The sequence below is a fragment of the Blastococcus sp. SYSU DS0753 genome (genome assembly GCF_054051175.1).
Genome location: NZ_JBJHAT010000027.1, coordinates 25,903 through 44,427 on the forward strand (window position 1 = coordinate 25,903; position 18,525 = coordinate 44,427).

The following is an 18,525-nucleotide window of genomic DNA, read 5'->3' on the forward strand; positions in this document are numbered from 1 at the left end:
TGACGGACCGGTCCGACGGCCTCAGCGACGACGGCGGCGCCGTACGACGAGGGCGACGACCAGCACCAGCGCGGCGACCCCGGCAGCCGGGGCGGCGTAGCGGGACAACGCGGCCCCTCCGGCCACCTCCAGCAGGTCGATCGGCTCCGGCTCGGTCGACGCCGGACGCGGTCGCTCCGCCGGGGCGGCGTCAGGCACGCTCCGTAGCGGCGCACCCGTGGCCGGGCGCCCGGGCGGAGCGGTGTTGCCGGTGGGCGGCCCGCTGGGCGCCTTGCCCGCCGGCGCGGTGTCGGCGGCCTTCTCGGCGGTCACCTTGGCCGCGGTCTCCTTCGCCGGGGTCTCCGTGGTCGCCGTCTCCTTGCCCGCGGCCGCCTTCTTCGCCGGCGCGGCCTTGGCGGGCGCCGCCTTCGCGGCGGCCTTCTTGGCCGGGGCCGCCTTCTTCGCCGGGGACTCCTCGGCCGCGGCGCTGACCTTGTCGGTCGCCGACGCGGCCGCCTTCTTGGTGGCGGCGGCGGCCTTCTTGGCCGCCGTCCCCTCGCCGGCGGCCTGTTCCGCCGAAGCGGCCACCTCCTCGACCACGCCGGTGGCCGTCGCCGCCGCCTTCGCCGCCGGGCCGGCATTCGCCGCCTGGCCGGCCTCCGCCGCGGCCGCGCGGTCGGCGTCGCCCTGCGCGTCGCCCTCACCGAGCTGGGCGGCGAGCTTGTCGGCGAACTGCCCCAGCAGCTTGTTGCCGACGTCGGTCATCACGCCGCGCCCGAACTGGGCCGGACGGCCGGTGATGTTCAGGTCGGTGAGCACGTCGACCCGCGTGACCGAGCCCTCCGCGCGGAGGTTGGCGGTGACCACCGCCGCCGCCGTCCCGTTGCCCCGCTGGTCCTTGCCCCGGGCGTCGATGACCGCCCGGTGCGCGGCCTCGTCCTTCTCGATGAACGACGCCTTCCCCTGGTAGGTCAGGTTGATCGGCCCGAGCTTGACCTTCACCCGCCCGGTGAAGTCGTCACCGTCGACGGAGTCCAGCGCCGCGCCGGGCATGCACGGGGCGATCCGCTCGATGTCGAGCAGCACCCGCCAGGCCTCGTCGACGGGCACCGGGACGGTGAACGAGTTCTCCAGCTGCACTGCGGACCTCCTGGGAGGGTGACCGGGTCTGCGAGGGCCTGACGGCCCCGCTGCAGGGTCCCGTCACGAGCTTTGCGAGTGGCGGGGGGGCAGCGGGGTCCTTCAAGCTACAGCCCCGCGGCGGCCGTCACCGCCCGGCGCGTGAGGACGGTCGCCAGGTGCTGCCGGTAGTCCGCCTGCGCGTTGAGGTCGCTGCTCGGCTCGGTCCCCTCGGCGGCGCGGGCGGACGCCGCGGCGATCGCCTCGGGCGTCGCCTCGGCCCCGGACAGCGCGGCCTCCACCGCGCCGGCCCGCAGCGGCGTCGGGCCCATGTTGGTCAGCCCGATCCGCGCCTCGGCGATGTGCCCGTCCTCGCGGCGCACCGCGGCGGCCACCGCGACGATCGACCAGGCCTGCGCCACGCGGTTGAACTTCTCGTACCGCATGCCCCACTGGCCGGCGAGCTTCGGCACCCGCACCTCCACCAGGAGCTCGCCCTCCTCGACGGCGGTGGTGAGGTAGTCGACGAAGAAGTCGGCGGCACCGACGGTCCGGCGCCCCCCGGGCCCGGCGATCACGAACTCGGCGTCGAGCGCCAGCGCCACGGACGGCAGGTCCCCGGCCGGGTCGGCGTGCACGAGGGCCCCGCCGAAGGTGCCCCGGTGGCGCACCTGCCGGTCGGCCACCGTGCCGGTGGCCTCGGCGATCAGCGGGACGTGCTGCGCGATCAGCGGGTCGGCAAGGACGTCGGAGTGGGTGGTCATCGCGCCGATGACGATCGCGTCGCCGTCGTCCCGCACCCCCCGCAGCTCGGCGACCCGCCCCAGGTCGACGACGGTCTCCGGCGCGGCCAGCCGCAGCCGCATGACCGGGATCAGCGACTGCCCGCCGGCGAGGATCTTCACGTCCTCCCCGCCGGAGGCGATGGCCTCCAGCGCCTCGTCGACGCTGCTCGGACGCGCGTACTCGAACGGCGCGGGGATCACTGGGCACCTCCGGAGGTGGACGGGGCGTCGGTGGAGTCGACGGCCTGCGCGTTCGTCCGGGCCGATGCCCGGTCGCCGCCGTCGCCTCCGGCGTGGATGGCCCGCCAGACCCGTTCGGGGGTCAGCGGCATCCGGATGTCCTGCACGCCCAGGTGCCGGACGGCGTCCAACGCGGCGTTGACCACCGCGGGCGTCGAGGCGATGCAGCCGGCCTCCCCCACGCCCTTGGCGCCGATCGGGTTGCCCGGCGCTGTGTGCACCGTGTTGCCGGTGTCGAAGTGCGGCAGGTCCGATGCCGCGGGCACCAGGTAGTCGACGAAGGTGCCGGTGGTGAGGTTGCCGTCGGCGTCGTAGACGGCCTCCTCGTACAGCGCCTGGGCGATCCCCTGCGCCAGCCCGCCGTGCACCTGCCCCTCGACGATCAGCGGGTTCACGATCGTGCCGACGTCGTCGACGCAGGCGTACTTGCGGATCCTCACGAACCCGGTCTCGGTGTCGACCTCCATGGCGCACAGGTGCGTGCCGTGGGGGAAGGAGAAGTTCTCCGGGTCGAACGTCGCCTCGGCGTCGATCGAGGGCTCGATCCCCTCCGGGTAGTCGTGCGCCGCGAAGATCGCCAGCGCGATCTCCTGGATGCCGAGCCCGGTGCCCGGGGTCCCCCGCACGGAGAACTTCCCGCCCTCGAAGTCGAGGTCGTCCTCGCTGGCCTCCAGGAGGTGCGCGGCGATCTTGCGGGCCTTGGCGATCACCTTGTCCGCCGCCTTGACCACCGCCGAGCCGCCGACCACCAGCGACCGGGAGCCGTAGGTGTCCAGCCCGCGGGAGGCGATCGCGGTGTCCCCGTGCAGCACCTCGACGTCCTCGAACGGCACGCCGAGGGAGTCGGCGACCAGCTGGCTCCACGCCGTCTCGTGGCCCTGGCCGTGCGGCGTCGAGCCGGTGACGACCTCGACCTTGCCGGTGGGCAGCATGCGGATCGCCGCGTGCTCCCAGCCGCCGGCGCCGAAGGAGAGCGAGCCGAGCACCCGGGAGGGGGCCAGTCCGCACATCTCGGTGAAGGTGGAGATGCCGATGCCCAGCTGCACCGGGTCGTTCGACTCCCGCCGCCGCTGCTGCTCGGCGCGCAGCTCGTCGTACCCGAGCAGCTCCAGCGCCTGCTGCGTCGCGGTGTCGTAGTCACCGCTGTCGTACGCCAGCCCGGCCACCGTGGTGAACGGGAACTCCTCGGCCTTGATCCAGTTCTTGCGCCGCAGCTCGAGGGGGTCCATGCCGAGCTCGACGGCGAGCTCGTCCATGATCCGCTCGATCGCGAACGTGGCCTCCGGGCGGCCGGCGCCGCGGTAGGCGTCGGTGGGCACCTTGTTGGTGAACACCCCGTCGCACTCGAACCGGTAGGCCGGGAACTTGTAGATGCCCGGGAACATGAAGGCGCCCAGGGCCGGAACACCGGGAGTGATCAGCCGCAGGTAGGCGCCCATGTCGGCGAGCAGCCGCACGCGCAGGCCCTTGAGGTTGCCCTCGTGGTCGGCGGCGACGTCGACGTACTGGATCTGGTCGCGCCCGTGGTGCGCCGTCATCAGCGACTCGCTGCGGGTCTCGGTCCACTTGACCGGCTTGCCCAGGCGCCGGGCGATCAGCAGGCAGAGGATCTCCTCCGGGTTGACCTGCAGCTTCCCGCCGAACCCGCCGCCGACGTCGGGGGCGACCACCCGCAGCTTGTGCTCGGGGATGCCGGTGACCATCGCCGCCATGACCCGCAGGATGTGCGGGATCTGGGTGGCCGACCACATCGTGTAGTTGTCGCCCTGCGGCTGGACGACGACCGAGCGCGGCTCCATGAACGCCGGGATCAGCCGCTGCTGGATCAGCCGCCGGCTGACGACGACGTCGGCGTCGGCGAACGCCTGCTCGGTGTCCGCGCCGGTGCCCATCTCGCCGGCGTCGAAGACGAAGTGGTAGCTGGTGTTGGACTCCAGGTGGTCGTGGACCAGGTCCGCGCCGTCCTTCACCGCCTCCTCCATGTCCAGTACCACCGGCAGCGGCTCGTAGTCGATGTCGGCGAGCTCGACGGCGTCCTGCGCCGCGGTCTTGCTGCGCGCCACGATCACCGCGACCGCCTCGCCGACGTGGTTGACCTGGTCGACGGCGATCGACGGGTGCCCGGGGTTGACCATGTCCGGGGTGACCGGCCAGGCGCAGGGCAGCGAGCCCTGCTCCTCGGCGAGGTCCTGACCCGTGTAGACGGCGATGACGCCGGGCGCCTCCCGGACGGCGCTGACGTCGACGTTCGTGATCCGCGCGTGCGCTACGGGTGAGCGCACGACCGCGAGGTGCAGCATCCCCGGCAGCACCATGTTGTCGGTCCAGGTGGTCTTGCCGGTGATCAGCCGGGCGTCCTCCTTGCGGCGGCGCGCCTTGCCGATCTCGGGGGCCGGGGCGCCGGTGCGCTCCTCCACGGCGGTCATGCCTGCCCCACCACGTGCGGCGCGGCGGCGGTGTCGACCGCCGCGGGCGAGACGGAGCCGCTGCCGGTGCCACGCAGCTCACCGGCGGCCTGCTGCACGGCGCGGACGATGTTCTGGTAGCCGGTGCAGCGGCAGAGGTTGCCCTCGATGCCCTCCCGCACCTCGTCCTCGCTCGGGTCGGGGTTGTCCTGGAGCAGGTCGATCGAGGCCATGATCATCCCGGGGGTGCAGTAGCCGCACTGGAGCCCGTGCAGCTCGTGGAAGGCCTTCTGCACCGGGTGCAGCTCGCCGTCGCGGGCGACGCCCTCGATGGTGGTCACCTCGGCACCGTCGGCCTGGACCGCCAGCACGGTGCAGCTCTTCACGGCCTCGCCGTCCAGGTGGACGGTGCAGGCACCGCAGTTGCTGGTGTCGCAACCGACCACGGTCCCGACCTTGCCGAGCTGCTCCCGCAGGTAGTGCACGAGCAGTGTCCGGGGTTCGACGTCGTCCTGGTAGGACGTCCCGTCCACCCGCACGCTGATCCGGGTCATCAGTCCTCCGCCTCGTTGCAGGGGTCCCTCGTTGCAGACCGCGCCCACGGTCGACCGTGGACCTGCCGCGGAGTCTGACCCGAAAGGAGTGACTTTGGCCACGCTTAACTGCACGCGGGCCTGCCCGGATCCGCCGGTGGGAGACGGAGTCCCCCGGAAAGACCAGGATTTCCGGGCGCCTCCGGTGGTGGACGGCCGCGGCACCGCCGGCGGGACAACGTTGCGTCCCCGTTGCAGCTCACCGCGCGCGGCACGGCCGTCCGGAGCAGAAAGGGGGCGGCAGGCGTGGTGCCGGGACCCGGGTCTACCTAGTCTCGGCCGATGATGCCGGTGACCGCGCGCTCCCGGGAGCGGTGACCCGTGGGATCCGTGGTGCCGCTCCGGCCGCAGCCCTGGTTCGCCCGTCGCCGACGGCGGTCGTTCCTGCGGACGGCGCGGCTCGACGCGGTGGGCTGGGGCGCCCTCCTCGGGGCCTGCTCCGCCGCTGCGGCGGCGTCCGTGCCGGTGCTGCGGCCGACGGGGTGGCCGCTACCGGCCCGGGCCGGTGCGGGGGCCGCGGCGGTGGTGACCGCGCTCGTGGTGCTCGACCGCCGCAAGTGGCGGGCCATGGAGACCGGGTTCTCGTTCACCGACGACCCGGCGCTGACCGCCGCGGTGGTCGACCGGCTGGTCGCCGACGGGCTCCCCGCCCGCCTGGACGAGGGCCCGGGGAGGCCGGGGATCCGGTACGCGAACCGCTACGGCCGGCGGATCGAGACCGCGCTCGGGGCACTGCTGTCCCCGCGGACCGACGAGTCCCAGGGCGCGGAGGCGTAGGCCTCCGCGGAACGGGCCCCCGCGCCCGGCGCGTCCCGGCCCGCCCGCTCACGGCGGCGGAGGACGGCGGAGATCGCGAGCGGGATCAGCCCGGCGGCCGCCAGCCCGGCGCCGACGGCGCTGGGCGCCCGGTAGCCGAGGCCCGCGGCGATGACGAGCCCGCCGGCCCAGGCGCCGAGGGCGTTGGCCATGTTCAGGGCCGAGTGGTTGAGGGCGGCCCCGAGCATCTGCGCCTCCCCCGCGGTCTCCATCAACCGCAACTGCAGCAGGATCGCCAGGGTCGAGCCGCTGACCGAGACCAGGAAGACACCGGCCACCAGGCCGGGCACCCAGGACGCGACCGCGGCGACCACGGCGAGCAGCACCATCAGGGCCACCAGGGCGCCGACGAGCGAGCGGAAGAGCGACCAGTCGCCCAGCCGCCCGGCCAGCGCCGTCCCGATGATCCCGCCGATCCCGTACACCAGCAGGACCACGGGCAGGGTGCCCCGGGAGAGGCCCGCGACGTCGGTGACGACCGGGGCGATGTAGCTGTAGAGCGCGAACATGCCGCCGAAGCCGACGACGCCGACCCCCAGGGTCAGCAGCACCTGCGGCCGGCGCAGCGCGCCCAGCTCGCCCCGCACCGTCGCGTCGGGCCGCCCCGGTGACGGCGGGACGACGACGAGCACGGCCGCCACCGTGGCCGCGGCCAGGACGACCACCAGCCAGTACGACGCCCGCCAGCCGGCCGCCTGCCCCAACCAGGTCGCGGCCGGGACGCCGGCGACCAGCGCGACGGCCAGGCCGAGCATCACCGAGCTGACCGCGCGGCCGCGGAGCCGCGGCGCGACCAGCGACGCGGCGACCAGCGAGGCCACGCCGAAGTAGGCGCCGTGCGGCAGGCCGGCGAGGAACCGGGCGCCCAGCAGCGTCGGGTAGCCCGGCGCCAGGGCGGTGAGCACGTTGCCGACCAGCAGGGCAACCATCAGGCCGACCAGCAGCGCGCGCCGGGGCAGGCGGGCGCTCATCGCCGCGATCACCGGGGCGCCGACCACGACGCCGAGGGCGTAGGCGGAGATGACGTGGCCGGCCGAGGGGATGTCGACGCCCACGCCCTCGGCGATGTCGGGCAGCAGGCCCATGGTCACGAACTCGGTGGTGCCGATCGCGAACCCGCCGAGCGCCAGCGCCACGATGGCCACCACGACCCGGACGGGGCTCAGGGGTGGTCGGTCGACGAAGGGTGCTGCGGTCACGCCAGCTGCGAAGTCGTGAGCAGCCCTCAGCATTCCCGCGCCGGGCGGGTCAGCGCGTGCGACCGGCCAGCCGCAGGCGGTGCAGGTGCGCCGTCACCGCCGCCCGGCGGGGCGAGCCCGCCGGGAGGACCTCGCACAGCGCCTGCCAGACCCCGGCGTCCTCCCGCACCTCGGGCAGCTGGGCGAGGCGCAGCAGCTGGTCGGGGCGGCGCCCGGTGAGCACCGCCCGGCGGAGCACCGCCAGCAGTCGGTCGCGGGCCTGCCGCACCCCCGGCGCCTGGGAGCCGGGCAGCACCGGCCCCGCGTAGTGCTCCAGCGCGGCACCGACCTCCCCGCGCGCGACGAGCCGGCGCACCTGCTCCACGTCGGTGTGCAGCCGGCCGACCAGGCGGTAGGGGCGGGACGCGAGCAGCTCGCTGCCCACCAGGCGGCGCAGCCGCGACAGCTCCGCCCGCACCGTGACGGTCGCCGCGGATCCGGCGTGCACCTCGTCGGCGAGCTGGGCGGCGTCCCGGCCCTGCCCCGAGGCGGCCGCCTCGGCCAGCAGGAACAGCAGCTCCGAGTGGCGGACAGACAGCTCCAGCGGTCCGCCGGGCAGCAGCAGCCGGGCCCGCTCCCGGCCGAGCACCTCCAGGCGCGCCGCCGCCGGTGCGGGCGCCCCGGTGGCCGGGCCGGCGGCGAGCCGCTCCCGGTTCAGCCAGCGCAGCTCCGACTCGACGGCGGCCACCGTCGCGCGGACGAGGGTGAGCACGTGCGGGCTGGCCACGTGGTCGCCGCCGGTGACGTCGATGACGCCGAGCAGCGCACCGGTTGCCGGGTCGTGCACCGGCGCGGCCGAGCAGCTCCAGGGCTGCACCGAGCGCCGGAAGTGCTCGCTGCCGTAGATCTGCACGGCGGAGTCGACAGCCAGCGCCGTCCCGGGTGCGTTCGTGCCGGCCACCTCCTCCGACCAGCGGGCGCCCGCCACGAAGTTCACGCCCTCGGCCTGCGCCCGCAGCCGGTGGTCGCCCTCCACCCAGAGCATCCGCCCCGCGGCGTCGGTGACCGCCACGATCATCCGGTCGGCCTCGGCGTCCTGCACCAGCAGCCGGCGGATCACCGGCAGCACCGGCGCCAGCGGGTGGGCCGCCCGGTAGGCGAGCAGGTCGGCGTCCAGCAGCTCCACGGGGGGCAGCCCGCCGTCGGGGTCCACGCCGCTGCCGAGGGAGCGCCGCCACGAGTCGCGGACGACCGGGCGGACGGCGTCGTCGACGGGCAGCGCACCGGCGGTGACCAGGCGTTCGTGCGCCGCACGCAACCGGCGCGTGCGGGCGGCCGACGGCGACCCGTCGGGCAGCGCCAGCCACGGGTTGACGGCGGTGGTCACCGGCCGCGCCACGGGGAGTCGCTCATCTCCCGGTCATCGTGGCCGCTGCCGGCGGTTTCCACCAGAGCGGCCGGCGCGGGTCAGTGCGCCGGGGCCGCCGCCGCATCCCCGGCCGGCAGCTGCCACGGCCGGACGACGGCGGCCAGCACGACGATCGCCAGGACCAGCGCCGTGACGACGACGAGGCCGATCGCCACCGCGTCGTTGCCCAGGAGGCCGACGACCGGGGAGACCGCCGCGCCGACGCCGAACTGGATGGCGCCCAGCAGGGCCGCCGCGCTCCCGGCCGCCTCGCCGTGCCGGGACAGCGCCAGCGCCGGGGCGTTGGGCAGCGCGAGCCCGCACGCGAACAGCACCGCCCACAGCGCCCCGGTGACGGCGACCAGGCCACCGGTCCCCGTGCCGGCCAGCCCGACCAGCGCGGCGCCGGCGAGCGCGCCGGCCACGGTGCCGGCCACGAGGAGCGTCTGCGGCGACCAGCGGCGCAGCAGCAGCGGGTTGAGCTGGGTGGCGGCGATCAGCCAGAACGCGCCGGCGCCGAACAGCAGCCCGAACTGCTGCTCGTCGAGCCCGAACTGGTCCTGGTAGACGAACGCGGAGCCGGAGACGTAGCTGAACAGCCCGGCCATCGTGAGGCCGGCGACCAGCACCAGCCCGACGTAGACGCGGTCGCGCAGCAGGCCGCGGTAGACCCGCAGCGTCCCGAGCACCCCGGCGCTGCTCCGCCGCGCGGGCGGCAGGGTCTCCCGCAGCGTCGCCCACCCGACGACCAGCAGCAGCAGGCCGTAAGCCGCCAGCACGCCGAACACCCCGCGCCAGGTGGTGAAGCGCAGGATCTCCCCGCCGATGGTGGGCGCCAGCACCGGCGCGGCGCCGAGCACCAGGAACAGCCGGGAGAGCATCGTCGCCGCGGCGCGGCCGTCGTAGAGGTCGCGCACCACGGCGAGGGCGATGACCGCGCCGGAGGCGGCGCCCACGCCCTGCAGCACCCGCAGCGCGCCGAGGACGGCGATGGTCGGCGCGACGAGCACGAGCAGCGAGGCGACGACGTGCAGCGCGGTGCCGGCCAGCAGCGGCCCGCGGCGGCCGTACGCGTCCGACAGCGGGCCGAGCACCAGCTGACCGAGCGCCAGGCCGATCAGCGTGCCGGTGAGGGTCAGCTGCACGGTCGCCGAGGTGGTGAGCAGGTCACTGGTGATGCTGGGCAGCGCCGGCAGGTACATGTCGATGGTCAGCGGGCCGAGGGCGACGAAGGCGCCGAGCGTCAGCGCGGTGCGGGCGGCGCCCGGTCGCGCGGGCGCATCGGGGGTCGCCTGCGGCTGGGGGCGGTCCTGGGTAGTGGTCACGGGTTTCCCGTCGATCGGTGCTGAGCGGGACCCACGCTGGTCGAACCGCAGTACGACGCCGTGCAAGGCGCGAGGCCCGCCGCGCATTCCGCGGCCGGGCGGGTCGTCAGCGGGGTGGGCGCGTCGGCAGCAGGGGCCGGACGTCGCGGGCCCGCACGGCCCCGGCCCACAGGCCCGCCCCGTAGGCGAGGTCGTCGAGCCGCCGGGCCAGGAGGTGACGAACCGGTCCGACCCGGCCCCGGTGCGGCGCCCAGGCCAGCAGCCCGTCGGCGAGCGCCGCCGCCAGCACGGCCCTGCGCACGCGCCGGGAGGCGATCGCCCCGGCGGCGGCCACCGGCCAGTGGTGCCGGGTGGCCGCGCGGGTCAGCGCCCGGCCCGACGCGGCGAGGCCGCGCACCACGAGGCCGGTGGCGAGCACGGCCGGGGCGGCCTCCCCCGGCCGGGCCAGCCGGCGCGCGAGCCGGGCCGCGGTGACCCCCAGCACGGCGACCCCGGCCGCCCGCCCCCACCGACCACCGGCGAGCAGCAGCGCCCAGGTGAGCGCCGTCTCCGGCGCGATCACCAGGGGCGACACCGCCGACCCGTGCCGCGCGGCCAGCAGGGCGGCGCCGGTGCCGTAGAAGGCGCGCCGCCGCAGCCAGTCTGCGGTGCGCGCCGGGTGCTCGTGCGCGACCTCGGCCGCCGGTACGTACCGCACCCGCCAGCCCGCCGCGGTCAGCCGCCAGACCAGGTCGACGTCCTCGGCGACCCGCATCGCCTCGTCGAAGCCCGGGCCCAGGGCCGACCGGCGCACCAGCAGCGCCGCGCTCGGCAGGTAGGACACCGCCGACAGCGGCCGCACCGCCGCCGGCTCCGGGCCCATGTCCAGCGCGCCGGCGACGTCCTCGTAGGGGCTCGTCCACCCGCGTGCCGCGCCCGCCAGCGGCACGATCCGGGGGCCCACCACGGCCAGCCGGGGATCGGCCAGGTGCGGCCGCAGCCGGCCCAGCCAGCCCGGGAGGGGGACGCAGTCGGAGTCGAGGAACGCGACCAGCTCGGTGCCTGCCGCGGCCAGGCCGGCGTTGCGGGCAGCCGCCGGGCCCCGGGACACCTCGTACCGGAGGACGCGGACGCCGTCGGGAGCGGTGACCGGCACCGCCGAGCCGTCGTCGACGACGACCACGGGCACAGCCGCCGTCCGCGGATCGGCGCGCAGCGCGGCGAGCAGCCGGCCAAGCCCGGCCGGTCGGTCCTTCACCGGGACGACGACGGTCACGTCCGCCCCGCCGGCGTCCGGCGGCGGCTCCGGGTGGGCGAGGCCGGCGTCGAGGAGCCGCGCGGCCAGGGCGGCACCGGTCGCGTCGCCGACCACCAGGCGGTCGGCGGCCAGCAGCCCCGCCGCGCGCGGGGACAGCCGGATCAGCCGCAGCGGGGAACCCCCGAGCAGGGTCGCGCCGCCGTCGCGCCGGCGGGTGCGCGGGTCGAGCCGCACGGCGAACCCGTCGGGCAGCCGGCGCTCCGGCGGGGCGGGGATCATCCCTGCGCCAGGACCTCGTCCGTCGTGGCGAAGGAGACCAGGGGGGCGTAGCCGGCCATCACCTGCAGGGCCCGCTCGTGCTCCTGGTCGCCCGCCCCGGCGCACGCGTCGGTGACCACGCGGACGTGCACCCCCGCGTCGGCCGCCGGGAGCACGGTGGAGATGACGCAGCAGTCGGTGGCCACCCCGGCGACGGTGAGCGGCCCCTCGCCGACCACCTCGGCCAGCCGCGGCCCCCACTTGCCGAACGTGGTGGCGTCCACGACCGGGGCGCCGCCCGGGTCCTCGACGAGCTGGTAGCACCGCGCGTCGGGGGGCTGCAGCGCGAAGTCGTACTGCGCGTAGTACTCCTTCCACGCCCCCACCGGCTCCGCGGGCGCCACGAACCGGGTCCAGACCACCCGCTCGCCGAACGCCTCGACCAGCCGGCGGACGCGCGGGCGGATCTCCTCGAACCGCGGCGCGGTCCACGGCGAGTCCTGCTCGCCGAAGACGTGCTGCAGGTCGATCACGACCAGCCAGCCCTCGCGGCCCTCGATCGCCCCGCTCATGCCCGGCCCTCCTCGCGCGTCGGTGCCCTCGGCTCCCGCCGTACGGGTCCCGCGACAGTAACGATCCGGTCCCGGCCGCCCCGCTCCCAGGTTCGTGTGCTTAGGTCACCCTTACCTGATCCGCCAAGGAGTTGTGTCATGCCTTTTCCTTCCGCCCTCCGGGGTGCTGCCGCGCTCGCGGCCACCGCTTTCGTCGTCACCGGCTGCGGTTCCGGCGACGAGCCCGCCACCTCCGACGGCGGGGCGGCCGGGAGCACGACCGGGAACTCGTCGTCGGCGTTCCCGGTGACGGTGGAGACCGCCTTCGGCGAGGTCACGGTCGAGGAGGAGCCCGAGCGGGTGGTGGCGCTCGGCTGGTCCGACGCCGAGACCGCCCTCGCGCTCGGTGTGGAGCCGGTGGGCGCCAGCGACTGGCTGGCGGTCGGCGGCGAGGACGGCCTCGGCGACTGGGTCGAGCAGGGCTACGCCGAGCCCCCCGTGATCATCGGCACGCTCGAGCCGAGCTACGAGCAGATCGCGGCGCTGCAGCCCGACCTCATCCTCGACACCCGCTCGTCCGGCGACCAGGAGCGCTACGACCTGCTGAACGAGATCGCCCCGACGATCGGTCAGCCCGAGGGCGTCGGGCCGTACCAGACGACCTGGCAGCAGCAGCTGGAGATGATCGGCGAGGCGCTCGGCAGGAGCGAGGAGGCCGACGAGCTCGCGGCCGAGGTCGAGGCGGCCTTCGAGCAGGCCCGGGAGGAGCACCCCGAGTTCCAGGGCACCGAGGTCGCCGTCGGCGCCTACTCCGGCGAGGGCTGGAACGTCTACCTCACCGGCGACTCGCGGGTGCAGTTCATGGAGCAGCTCGGCTTCGAGAACAAGGCCGAGATCGAGGCGCTGGCGACCGAGAACTTCTTCGTGCCCATCGGCGAGGAGCAGCTCAATCTGCTCGACGCCCAGCTGACCGTGGTCTTCCCGATCTTCGTCGAGGCCTCGGCGTTCACCGGCAGCCCGGTGTGGCAGTCGCTGCCCGCCGTCCAGGAGGGTCGCGCCGTCGTCCTCGACGACCTGACGCTGCTCAACGCCTTCTCCAGCGCCTCGGCACCGGGCCTGCTGTACGCGATCGAGAACAGCGTGCCGCTGTTCGCCGACGCCCTGAACTGAGCGGGCCACCACCTCCGGCGCGGGGCGGTTCCGGGATCACTCCCGGAGCCGCCCCGCGTCGTCGATGCGCCAGGTCGCCACGGCGGCAGCCAGCCGGCCGGCCAGGTCCGCCACCAGCTCCGCCCCCTCGCCCGCCGACGCGCCCGCCGGGTCCCCGAGCACCCCGTTCGGGCTGACCGCCCGCACGCCCTCGGCGCGCATCCGGGGCAGCAGCTCCCGCAGCGGCGCCGTCTCCCCCGCCTCCGCCCGTTCCCGGCGGACCCCAGCAGGTTCCACGTGCAACATGAGCGACGTCTCCGTGCGGCCGGCGTGGGCGTCGCCGCCGGCAACGGCGAGCGGCCACCAGGCCACGTCCCGCCCCTCGGCCCGGAGCAGCGGCACCGCCGCCCGCAGGGCGGAGTAGTTGCCCCCGTGGCCGTTGACGACCAGCAGCCGCCCCGCCCAGCGGCAGGCCGATCGCCCGTACTCCACGAGCACGGTCGTCAGCGCCTCCGTGCCGATCGACACCGTGCCCGGGAACCCCTCGTGCTCCCCGCTCGCCCCGTAGGGGATCGCCGGGGCGAGCAGCGCGCCACCGATCCCGGGCACCGCGGCCTGCGCCACCGTCTCCGCCGTCCGGGTGTCGGTCGCCAGCGGCAGGTGCGGGCCGTGCTGCTCCACCGATCCCAGGGGGACGACGAGGAGCGGCCGCTCGGGCAGCTCCGACCAGGTGGCGTCGCCGAGGGAGGTCACCGGCCCAGCCTCGCACGACGGCAGACTGGCCCCATGGCTCCCCGACGCTGCCCGTGCGGCACCGGCCTGCCCTACGCCGAGTGCTGCGGACGCCTGCACGCCGGCGAGGCGACGGCGGTCTCCGCCGAGCAGCTCATGCGGTCGCGGTACAGCGCCTTCGCCGTCGGCGACGCCGGCTACCTGCTGACCAGCTGGCACTCCACCACCCGGCCGGCGTCGGTGGAGCTCGATCCGCAGGTGCGCTGGACCGGCCTGGACGTGCTCGCCACCACCGGCGGCGGGCTGCTCGCCACCGAGGGGACCGTGGAGTTCCGCGCCTGGTACGTCGCCGGCGGCGAGCGCGGCAGCCAGCACGAGATCAGCCGGTTCGTCCGGGAGGACGGCGCCTGGCGCTACCTCGACGCGCGCTGAGGGGTGTCGGGCGGGACCACCGTGGGCACCAGCCCGGCATGAGTACCGAGGACACCCGCAAGGTCGCCGAGCTGATCAAGGGGGAGCGCTTCGGCTTCCTCACCACCATCGCCCCCGGCGGCAAGCTGACCAGCCGGCCGATGACGCTGCAGGAGGTCGAGTTCGACGGCGACCTGTGGTTCTTCGCCGAGCGCGGCTCCCACCCGGTGGCGCACATCGCCGCGCAGCCCCAGGTGAACGTCGGCATCGGCTCCGGCGGCACCTGGGTGTCGCTCACCGGTCACGCCGTCGTGGTGGACGACCTGGCCAAGAAGAAGGAGCTGTGGAACGGCGGCGTCGAGGCCTGGTTCCCGAACGGCCCCGAGGACCCCGACGTCGTGCTGATCAAGGTCGAGGGCGACTCGGCGGAGTACTGGGACAGCCCGGGCGGCCGGCTGGCCACCGCGTTCAGCTTCGTGAAGGCCAAGGCCACCGGCGAGCGGATCGACGCGGGGGAGAACAAGAAGGTCGACCTCTAGCAGCGGCCGCCCGGCGCCGGCCCCGCGGGCCGGCGCCGGGGTTCAGCGCAGGTCGAGGCCCGCCAGGGGCGACTCGTCGCAGGCCTTCGCCGGCGGCAGCGCGGGCATGCCGAGCAGCGTGGGCTGCCCGCGGACCGGGCCCTTGTGCGAGTGGTCGATGTGGCTGCGCGGGGTGACCAGCTCGACGTCGCGGGCCGCCAGCGCCGTCTCCCCGTAGCCCTGCACGCACTCGGGGTCGGGCCCGTCCAGCGGCAGCCCGGTGAAGAACTTCGCCGCCATGCAGCCGCCGCGGCAGGCGTCGAAGTGCGCGCACTTCGTGCAGGCGCCGCCCGTCTGCGGGCTGCGCAGGTCGGCGAACAGCTCGCTCTCCTGCCACACCTTCCGGAAGCCGCCGGGTGAGCGCACGTTGCCGGCGAGGAAGTTCTCGTGGATGGCGAACGGGCAGGCGTAGACGTCGCCCACCGGGTCGATCAGGCAGACCACCCGGCCGGCGCCGCAGAGGTTGAGCCCCGGCAGCGCCTCGCCGAACGCCGACAGGTGGAAGAACGAGTCGCCGGTCAGCACGCCCTCGCCGTTGGCCAGCAGCCAGTCGTACAGCTCCCGCTGCTGCTGGGCCGTCGGGTGCAGCTGGTCCCAGACGTCGGCTCCGCGGCCCGAGGGGCGCAGCCGGGTGATCCGCAGCTGGGCGCCGAAGGAGTCGGTGAGCGCCTTGAACTCGTCCAGCTGGCCGGCGTTCTCCCGGGTGACGACGACGGAGACCTTGAAGTCCTTCATCCCGGCCTCGGCCAGGTTCTCCAACGCCCGGATCGCGGTGGCGTAGGAGCCGGTGCCGCGGACGCGGTCGTTGACCTCGGCGGTGGCGCCGTCCAGGGAGATCTGCACGTCGACGTAGTCGGTGCGGGCCAGCTGCGCGGCCCGCTGCTTGTCCAGCTTGACGCCGTTGGTGGAGAACTTGACCCCGACGTCGTGGCCGATGGCGTAGTCGAGCAGGTGCCAGAAGTCCGGCCGCACCGTGGGCTCGCCGCCGCCGACGTTGACGTAGAAGACCTGCATCCGCTGCAGCTCGTCGATGACCGCCTCGGCCTCGGCGGTGGAGAGCTCGCGCGGGTCGCGCCGGCCCGACGAGGACAGGCAGTGGGCGCACGCCAGGTTGCAGGCGTAGGTGAGCTCCCAGGTCAGGCAGATCGGGGCGTCCAGCCCGTACTCGAACTGGTCGATCAGCCGCCCGCCGGTGGGGCGCTCGGGGCGGGCGGGCAGCACTGCGGTCACTGGGTCTCCCGGCGTTCGATCATCTGCGAGCGGGCGAGGTCGGCCAGCGCCTTCACGTAGGCGCCGCGCTGGGCGTCGGGGACGCCGCACGCGGTCAGGGCCGCCGCCGCGCTGGGGTGGTCGCCCAGCGCCTCGACGACCGCGACCAGCGTCTTCGACTTCAGGAACGACAGCTTCCGGTTGCCGAAGTGGTAGACGAGCGCGCCGAACGGCTCCGGCCGCAGCGCGACGGAACGGGCCCGGCGCCAGGGCAGCTCCGCGTCGAAGCCGGCGGCCGTCCCGGTCGCCGGGCCGGTCCCGTTCGTCGTCGGCACGGCGTCGATCAGTACACGCCGCACATGCCGTCGATGGAGACCTCCTCGACGAGCGACTCCTCGACGAGGGCCTCCTCGGTGGCGGGGGCCTCGGGGGTCCGGAACTCGGCGGCGGCGACGTCGGTCTGGGTGGGCTCGGGCATGGGGGCCTCCGTGAACGCGGTCACATGGTCGAGGCGGACGTTAGTGACACCCGGTGCCAGGAGCAAGAGCGGGGTCGGCGGGCGCCGGGCGCCACGCCCACCGGGCAGAATGCGCGCGTGGTGGAGACGAGGACGGCGCCGGCGGGGCGCGCCCGTGTCGAGCGCGCGGCCCTGGACCTCTTCACCGTGCGCGGCTTCGAGGAGGTCACCAGCGACGAGGTCGCCGACTCCGCCGGCATCAGCCGCCGGACCTTCTTCCGCTACTTCCCCACCAAGGCCGACGCCGTGTGGGGCGACTTCGCCGGTCACGTCGCCCGGCTCCAGCAGCTGCTCGCCGCGGCCGACCCGGCGCAGCCGGTGCTCACCTCGGTCTGCGCGGCGTACCTCGAGGTCAACGACTACCCGGCAGCCGAGCTGCCGCTGCTGCGGGAGCGCATGCGGCTGATCCTCACCGAGCCCGCCCTGCTGGCCCACAGCCAGCTGCGCTTCGCCGAGGTCGACCGGGTCGTCGCCCAGCACGTCGCCGCCCGGACGGGCAGCTCCCCCAGCGGGCTGCTGCCCCGCCTGGTCGCGGCGAGCACGCGCGCAGCGGCGACGACGGCCTTCGAGGCGTGGCTCGCCGACGACGCGTCGTCCCTGACCGGGCACCTGCACCTGGCGTTCGACGAGATGGCGGCGGGCTTCCCCAGCCTGCGCGGCTGACCCGTCCGGGCGGCCGGTGTGGTCGGCGTCTCACCCGCGGCGCTAGCCTGGCACTCAGTGCCACCGGCCTCGCGCCGGCCCACCGCCCGGCGCACCGGGCCGACGAAGGAGATGCCCATGGCCAACGCGTGGTTCGAATCGGTCGCCGAGGCGCAGCGCCGGGCGAAGAAGCGGCTGCCGAAGGGCGTCTACGGCGCGCTGGTCGCCGGCTCCGAGCGCGGCCTGACCCTCGAGGACAACCTCGCCGCCTTCGCCGAGATCGGCTTCGCGCCGCACACCGCCGGGCTGGCCAACGAGCGGAACACGGCCGTGACGGTCATGGGCCAGCCCATGTCGATGCCGGTCATGATCAGCCCGACCGGCGTGCAGGCCGTCCACCCCGACGGTGAGGTGGCCGTCGCGCGGGCCGCTGCCGCCCGCGGGGTGGCCATGGGCCTGTCGAGCTTCGCCAGCAAGCCGATCGAGGAGGTCGTCGCAGCCAACCCGCAGACGTTCTTCCAGATGTACTGGGTGGGCACGCGCGACGAGATGCTCGCCCGGATGGACCGGGCGAAGCAGGCCGGGGCCGTCGGGATGATCGCGACCCTCGACTGGTCGTTCGCCTACGGCCGCGACTGGGGCAGCCCGTTCATCCCGGAGAAGATCGACTTCCAGGCCGCCCGCAAGTACGCGCCGCAGGTGCTGGTCAAGCCGCGCTGGCTGCTGGACTTCGCGAGGACCCGCAAGCTGCCCGACCTCACCGTGCCCAACATGGTGGCGACGCCGGGCGAGCCGGCGCCGACGTTCTTCGGCGCCTACGGCATGTGGCAGCAGTCGCCGATGCCCACGTGGGAGGACGTCGCCTGGCTGCGCTCCCAGTGGGACGGCCCGTTCATGCTCAAGGGCGTCATGCGGGTGGACGACGCCAAGCGCGCCGTCGACGCCGGCGTCACCGCCATCTCGGTGAGCAACCACGGCGGCAACAACCTCGACGGCACCCCCGCCTCGGTCCGGGCCCTGCCCGCGGTCGCCGACGCGGTGGGCGACCAGATCGAGGTGCTGCTCGACGGCGGGATCCGGCGCGGTGGCGACGTCGCCAAGGCCCTGGCGCTGGGCGCGAAGGCGGTCATGATCGGCCGCGCCTACCTCTGGGGCCTCGCCGCCAACGGCCAGGCCGGGGTGGAGAACGTCCTCGACCTGCTGCGCGACGGGCTCGGCTCCGCGATGGTCGGCCTCGGGCGTTCCGACGTCGCCGACCTCTCCCGCGACGACCTCGTCGTCCCCCCGGGGTTCGAGCGGGCACTCGGCGACACCGCGGTGGAGAACGCGCTCCTGGCCACCTCCCCGGCCCGGCGGCGCCGCGAGGCCTGACGCCGGGCCGGACGCCTGCCAG

19 protein-coding genes are annotated in these 18,525 nt (G+C 75.2%); 6 read left to right on the top strand and 13 right to left on the bottom strand.

Translation table 11 applies throughout. The features are described from left to right. Window positions 1–21: 21 nt before the first annotated feature. The 4 genes from ACI799_RS17305 to ACI799_RS17320 all read right to left on the bottom strand — a co-directional run bounded on the left by ACI799_RS17305 (window position 22) and on the right by ACI799_RS17320 (window position 5,082). Window positions 22–1,119, bottom strand: a complete 1,098-nt coding sequence (locus tag ACI799_RS17305) for an SRPBCC domain-containing protein (protein WP_456613551.1) — start codon at window positions 1,117–1,119, stop codon at window positions 22–24. A gap of 107 nt (window positions 1,120–1,226) precedes the next feature. Next, the gene (locus ACI799_RS17310) at window positions 1,227–2,084 is read right to left on the bottom strand and encodes an FAD binding domain-containing protein (RefSeq protein ID WP_456613552.1); all 858 of its coding nucleotides are present in this window, start codon (window positions 2,082–2,084) and stop codon (window positions 1,227–1,229) included. Then, the gene (locus tag ACI799_RS17315; RefSeq protein ID WP_456613553.1) at window positions 2,081–4,549 is read right to left on the bottom strand and encodes a xanthine dehydrogenase family protein molybdopterin-binding subunit; all 2,469 of its coding nucleotides are present in this window, start codon (window positions 4,547–4,549) and stop codon (window positions 2,081–2,083) included. Before ACI799_RS17315 ends, ACI799_RS17310 begins: the two co-directional genes overlap by 4 nt. Next, on the bottom strand, window positions 4,546–5,082 hold the full coding sequence (locus ACI799_RS17320) for a (2Fe-2S)-binding protein (protein ID WP_456599638.1): 537 nt from the start codon (window positions 5,080–5,082) through the stop codon (window positions 4,546–4,548). The genes ACI799_RS17315 and ACI799_RS17320 overlap by 4 nt, the downstream gene beginning before the upstream one ends. 360 nt (window positions 5,083–5,442) lie before the next feature. Here ACI799_RS17320 and ACI799_RS17325 point away from each other — a divergent pair, with 360 nt between their 5' ends. After that, the gene (locus ACI799_RS17325) at window positions 5,443–5,898 is read left to right on the top strand and encodes a hypothetical protein (protein ID WP_456613554.1); all 456 of its coding nucleotides are present in this window, start codon (window positions 5,443–5,445) and stop codon (window positions 5,896–5,898) included. Here the strand turns inward: ACI799_RS17325 and ACI799_RS17330 are convergent. From ACI799_RS17330 to ACI799_RS17350, 5 genes are all read right to left on the bottom strand, one after another. Next, complete coding sequence (locus tag ACI799_RS17330; protein WP_456613555.1) at window positions 5,820–7,136, bottom strand: MFS transporter; 1,317 nt, start codon at window positions 7,134–7,136, stop codon at window positions 5,820–5,822. The genes ACI799_RS17325 and ACI799_RS17330 overlap by 79 nt on opposite strands. Before the next feature lie 49 nt (window positions 7,137–7,185). Next, on the bottom strand, window positions 7,186–8,514 hold the full coding sequence (locus ACI799_RS17335) for a GAF domain-containing protein (RefSeq protein ID WP_456613556.1): 1,329 nt from the start codon (window positions 8,512–8,514) through the stop codon (window positions 7,186–7,188). A gap of 68 nt (window positions 8,515–8,582) precedes the next feature. Further along, window positions 8,583–9,848, bottom strand: coding sequence for a multidrug effflux MFS transporter (locus ACI799_RS17340; protein ID WP_456599641.1), 1,266 nt, complete (start codon window positions 9,846–9,848; stop codon window positions 8,583–8,585). A gap of 106 nt (window positions 9,849–9,954) precedes the next feature. After that, window positions 9,955–11,364, bottom strand: a complete 1,410-nt coding sequence (gene mftF / locus ACI799_RS17345; protein WP_456613557.1) for a mycofactocin biosynthesis glycosyltransferase MftF — start codon at window positions 11,362–11,364, stop codon at window positions 9,955–9,957. Beyond that, on the bottom strand, window positions 11,361–11,915 hold the full coding sequence (locus ACI799_RS17350) for a cysteine hydrolase family protein (RefSeq protein ID WP_456591171.1): 555 nt from the start codon (window positions 11,913–11,915) through the stop codon (window positions 11,361–11,363). Before ACI799_RS17350 ends, mftF begins: the two co-directional genes overlap by 4 nt. 138 nt (window positions 11,916–12,053) lie before the next feature. On the opposite strand from ACI799_RS17350, the gene ACI799_RS17355 reads away from it, so the two are divergent. Continuing rightward, window positions 12,054–13,064 (top strand): iron-siderophore ABC transporter substrate-binding protein, encoded by a 1,011-nt coding sequence (locus tag ACI799_RS17355; RefSeq protein WP_456613558.1) that lies wholly within the window; start codon window positions 12,054–12,056, stop codon window positions 13,062–13,064. Between the two features lie 36 nt (window positions 13,065–13,100). Here ACI799_RS17355 and mftE read toward each other — a convergent pair whose 3' ends face one another. After that, window positions 13,101–13,796, bottom strand: a complete 696-nt coding sequence (mftE, locus tag ACI799_RS17360; RefSeq protein WP_456591169.1) for a mycofactocin biosynthesis peptidyl-dipeptidase MftE — start codon at window positions 13,794–13,796, stop codon at window positions 13,101–13,103. Window positions 13,797–13,829: 33 nt separating this feature from the next. Here mftE and ACI799_RS17365 point away from each other — a divergent pair, with 33 nt between their 5' ends. Together ACI799_RS17365 and ACI799_RS17370 are read left to right on the top strand one after the other, a co-directional pair. Beyond that, window positions 13,830–14,207, top strand: coding sequence for a YchJ family protein (locus ACI799_RS17365; RefSeq protein ID WP_456591168.1), 378 nt, complete (start codon window positions 13,830–13,832; stop codon window positions 14,205–14,207). A 38-nt stretch (window positions 14,208–14,245) separates the two neighbouring features. Further along, window positions 14,246–14,725: a pyridoxamine 5'-phosphate oxidase family protein gene (locus tag ACI799_RS17370; RefSeq protein WP_456591167.1), complete on the top strand. Its 480-nt coding sequence runs from the start codon at window positions 14,246–14,248 to the stop codon at window positions 14,723–14,725. 42 nt (window positions 14,726–14,767) lie between these two features. Here the strand turns inward: ACI799_RS17370 and mftC are convergent, their stop codons facing one another. From mftC to mftA, 3 genes are read right to left on the bottom strand one after another with little or no spacing between them, the layout of a single operon-like run. Continuing rightward, window positions 14,768–15,994 (bottom strand): mycofactocin radical SAM maturase, encoded by a 1,227-nt coding sequence (gene mftC / locus ACI799_RS17375; protein ID WP_456591166.1) that lies wholly within the window; start codon window positions 15,992–15,994, stop codon window positions 14,768–14,770. Then, window positions 15,991–16,308, bottom strand: a complete 318-nt coding sequence (mftB, locus tag ACI799_RS17380; protein WP_456613559.1) for a mycofactocin biosynthesis chaperone MftB — start codon at window positions 16,306–16,308, stop codon at window positions 15,991–15,993. Before mftB ends, mftC begins: the two co-directional genes overlap by 4 nt. Before the next feature lie 8 nt (window positions 16,309–16,316). Beyond that, a complete protein-coding gene (mftA, locus tag ACI799_RS17385) occupies window positions 16,317–16,451 on the bottom strand; it encodes a mycofactocin precursor MftA (RefSeq protein WP_456591164.1) in 135 nt (44 codons plus the stop codon). Between the two features lie 117 nt (window positions 16,452–16,568). Between mftA and mftR the strand changes: the two genes are divergently transcribed. Beyond that, complete coding sequence (mftR, locus tag ACI799_RS17390; RefSeq protein WP_456591163.1) at window positions 16,569–17,153, top strand: mycofactocin system transcriptional regulator; 585 nt, start codon at window positions 16,569–16,571, stop codon at window positions 17,151–17,153. A gap of 57 nt (window positions 17,154–17,210) precedes the next feature. Next, the gene (gene mftD, locus ACI799_RS17395) at window positions 17,211–18,503 is read left to right on the top strand and encodes a pre-mycofactocin synthase MftD (protein ID WP_456613560.1); all 1,293 of its coding nucleotides are present in this window, start codon (window positions 17,211–17,213) and stop codon (window positions 18,501–18,503) included. The last annotated feature ends 22 nt before the right edge of the window (window positions 18,504–18,525 follow it).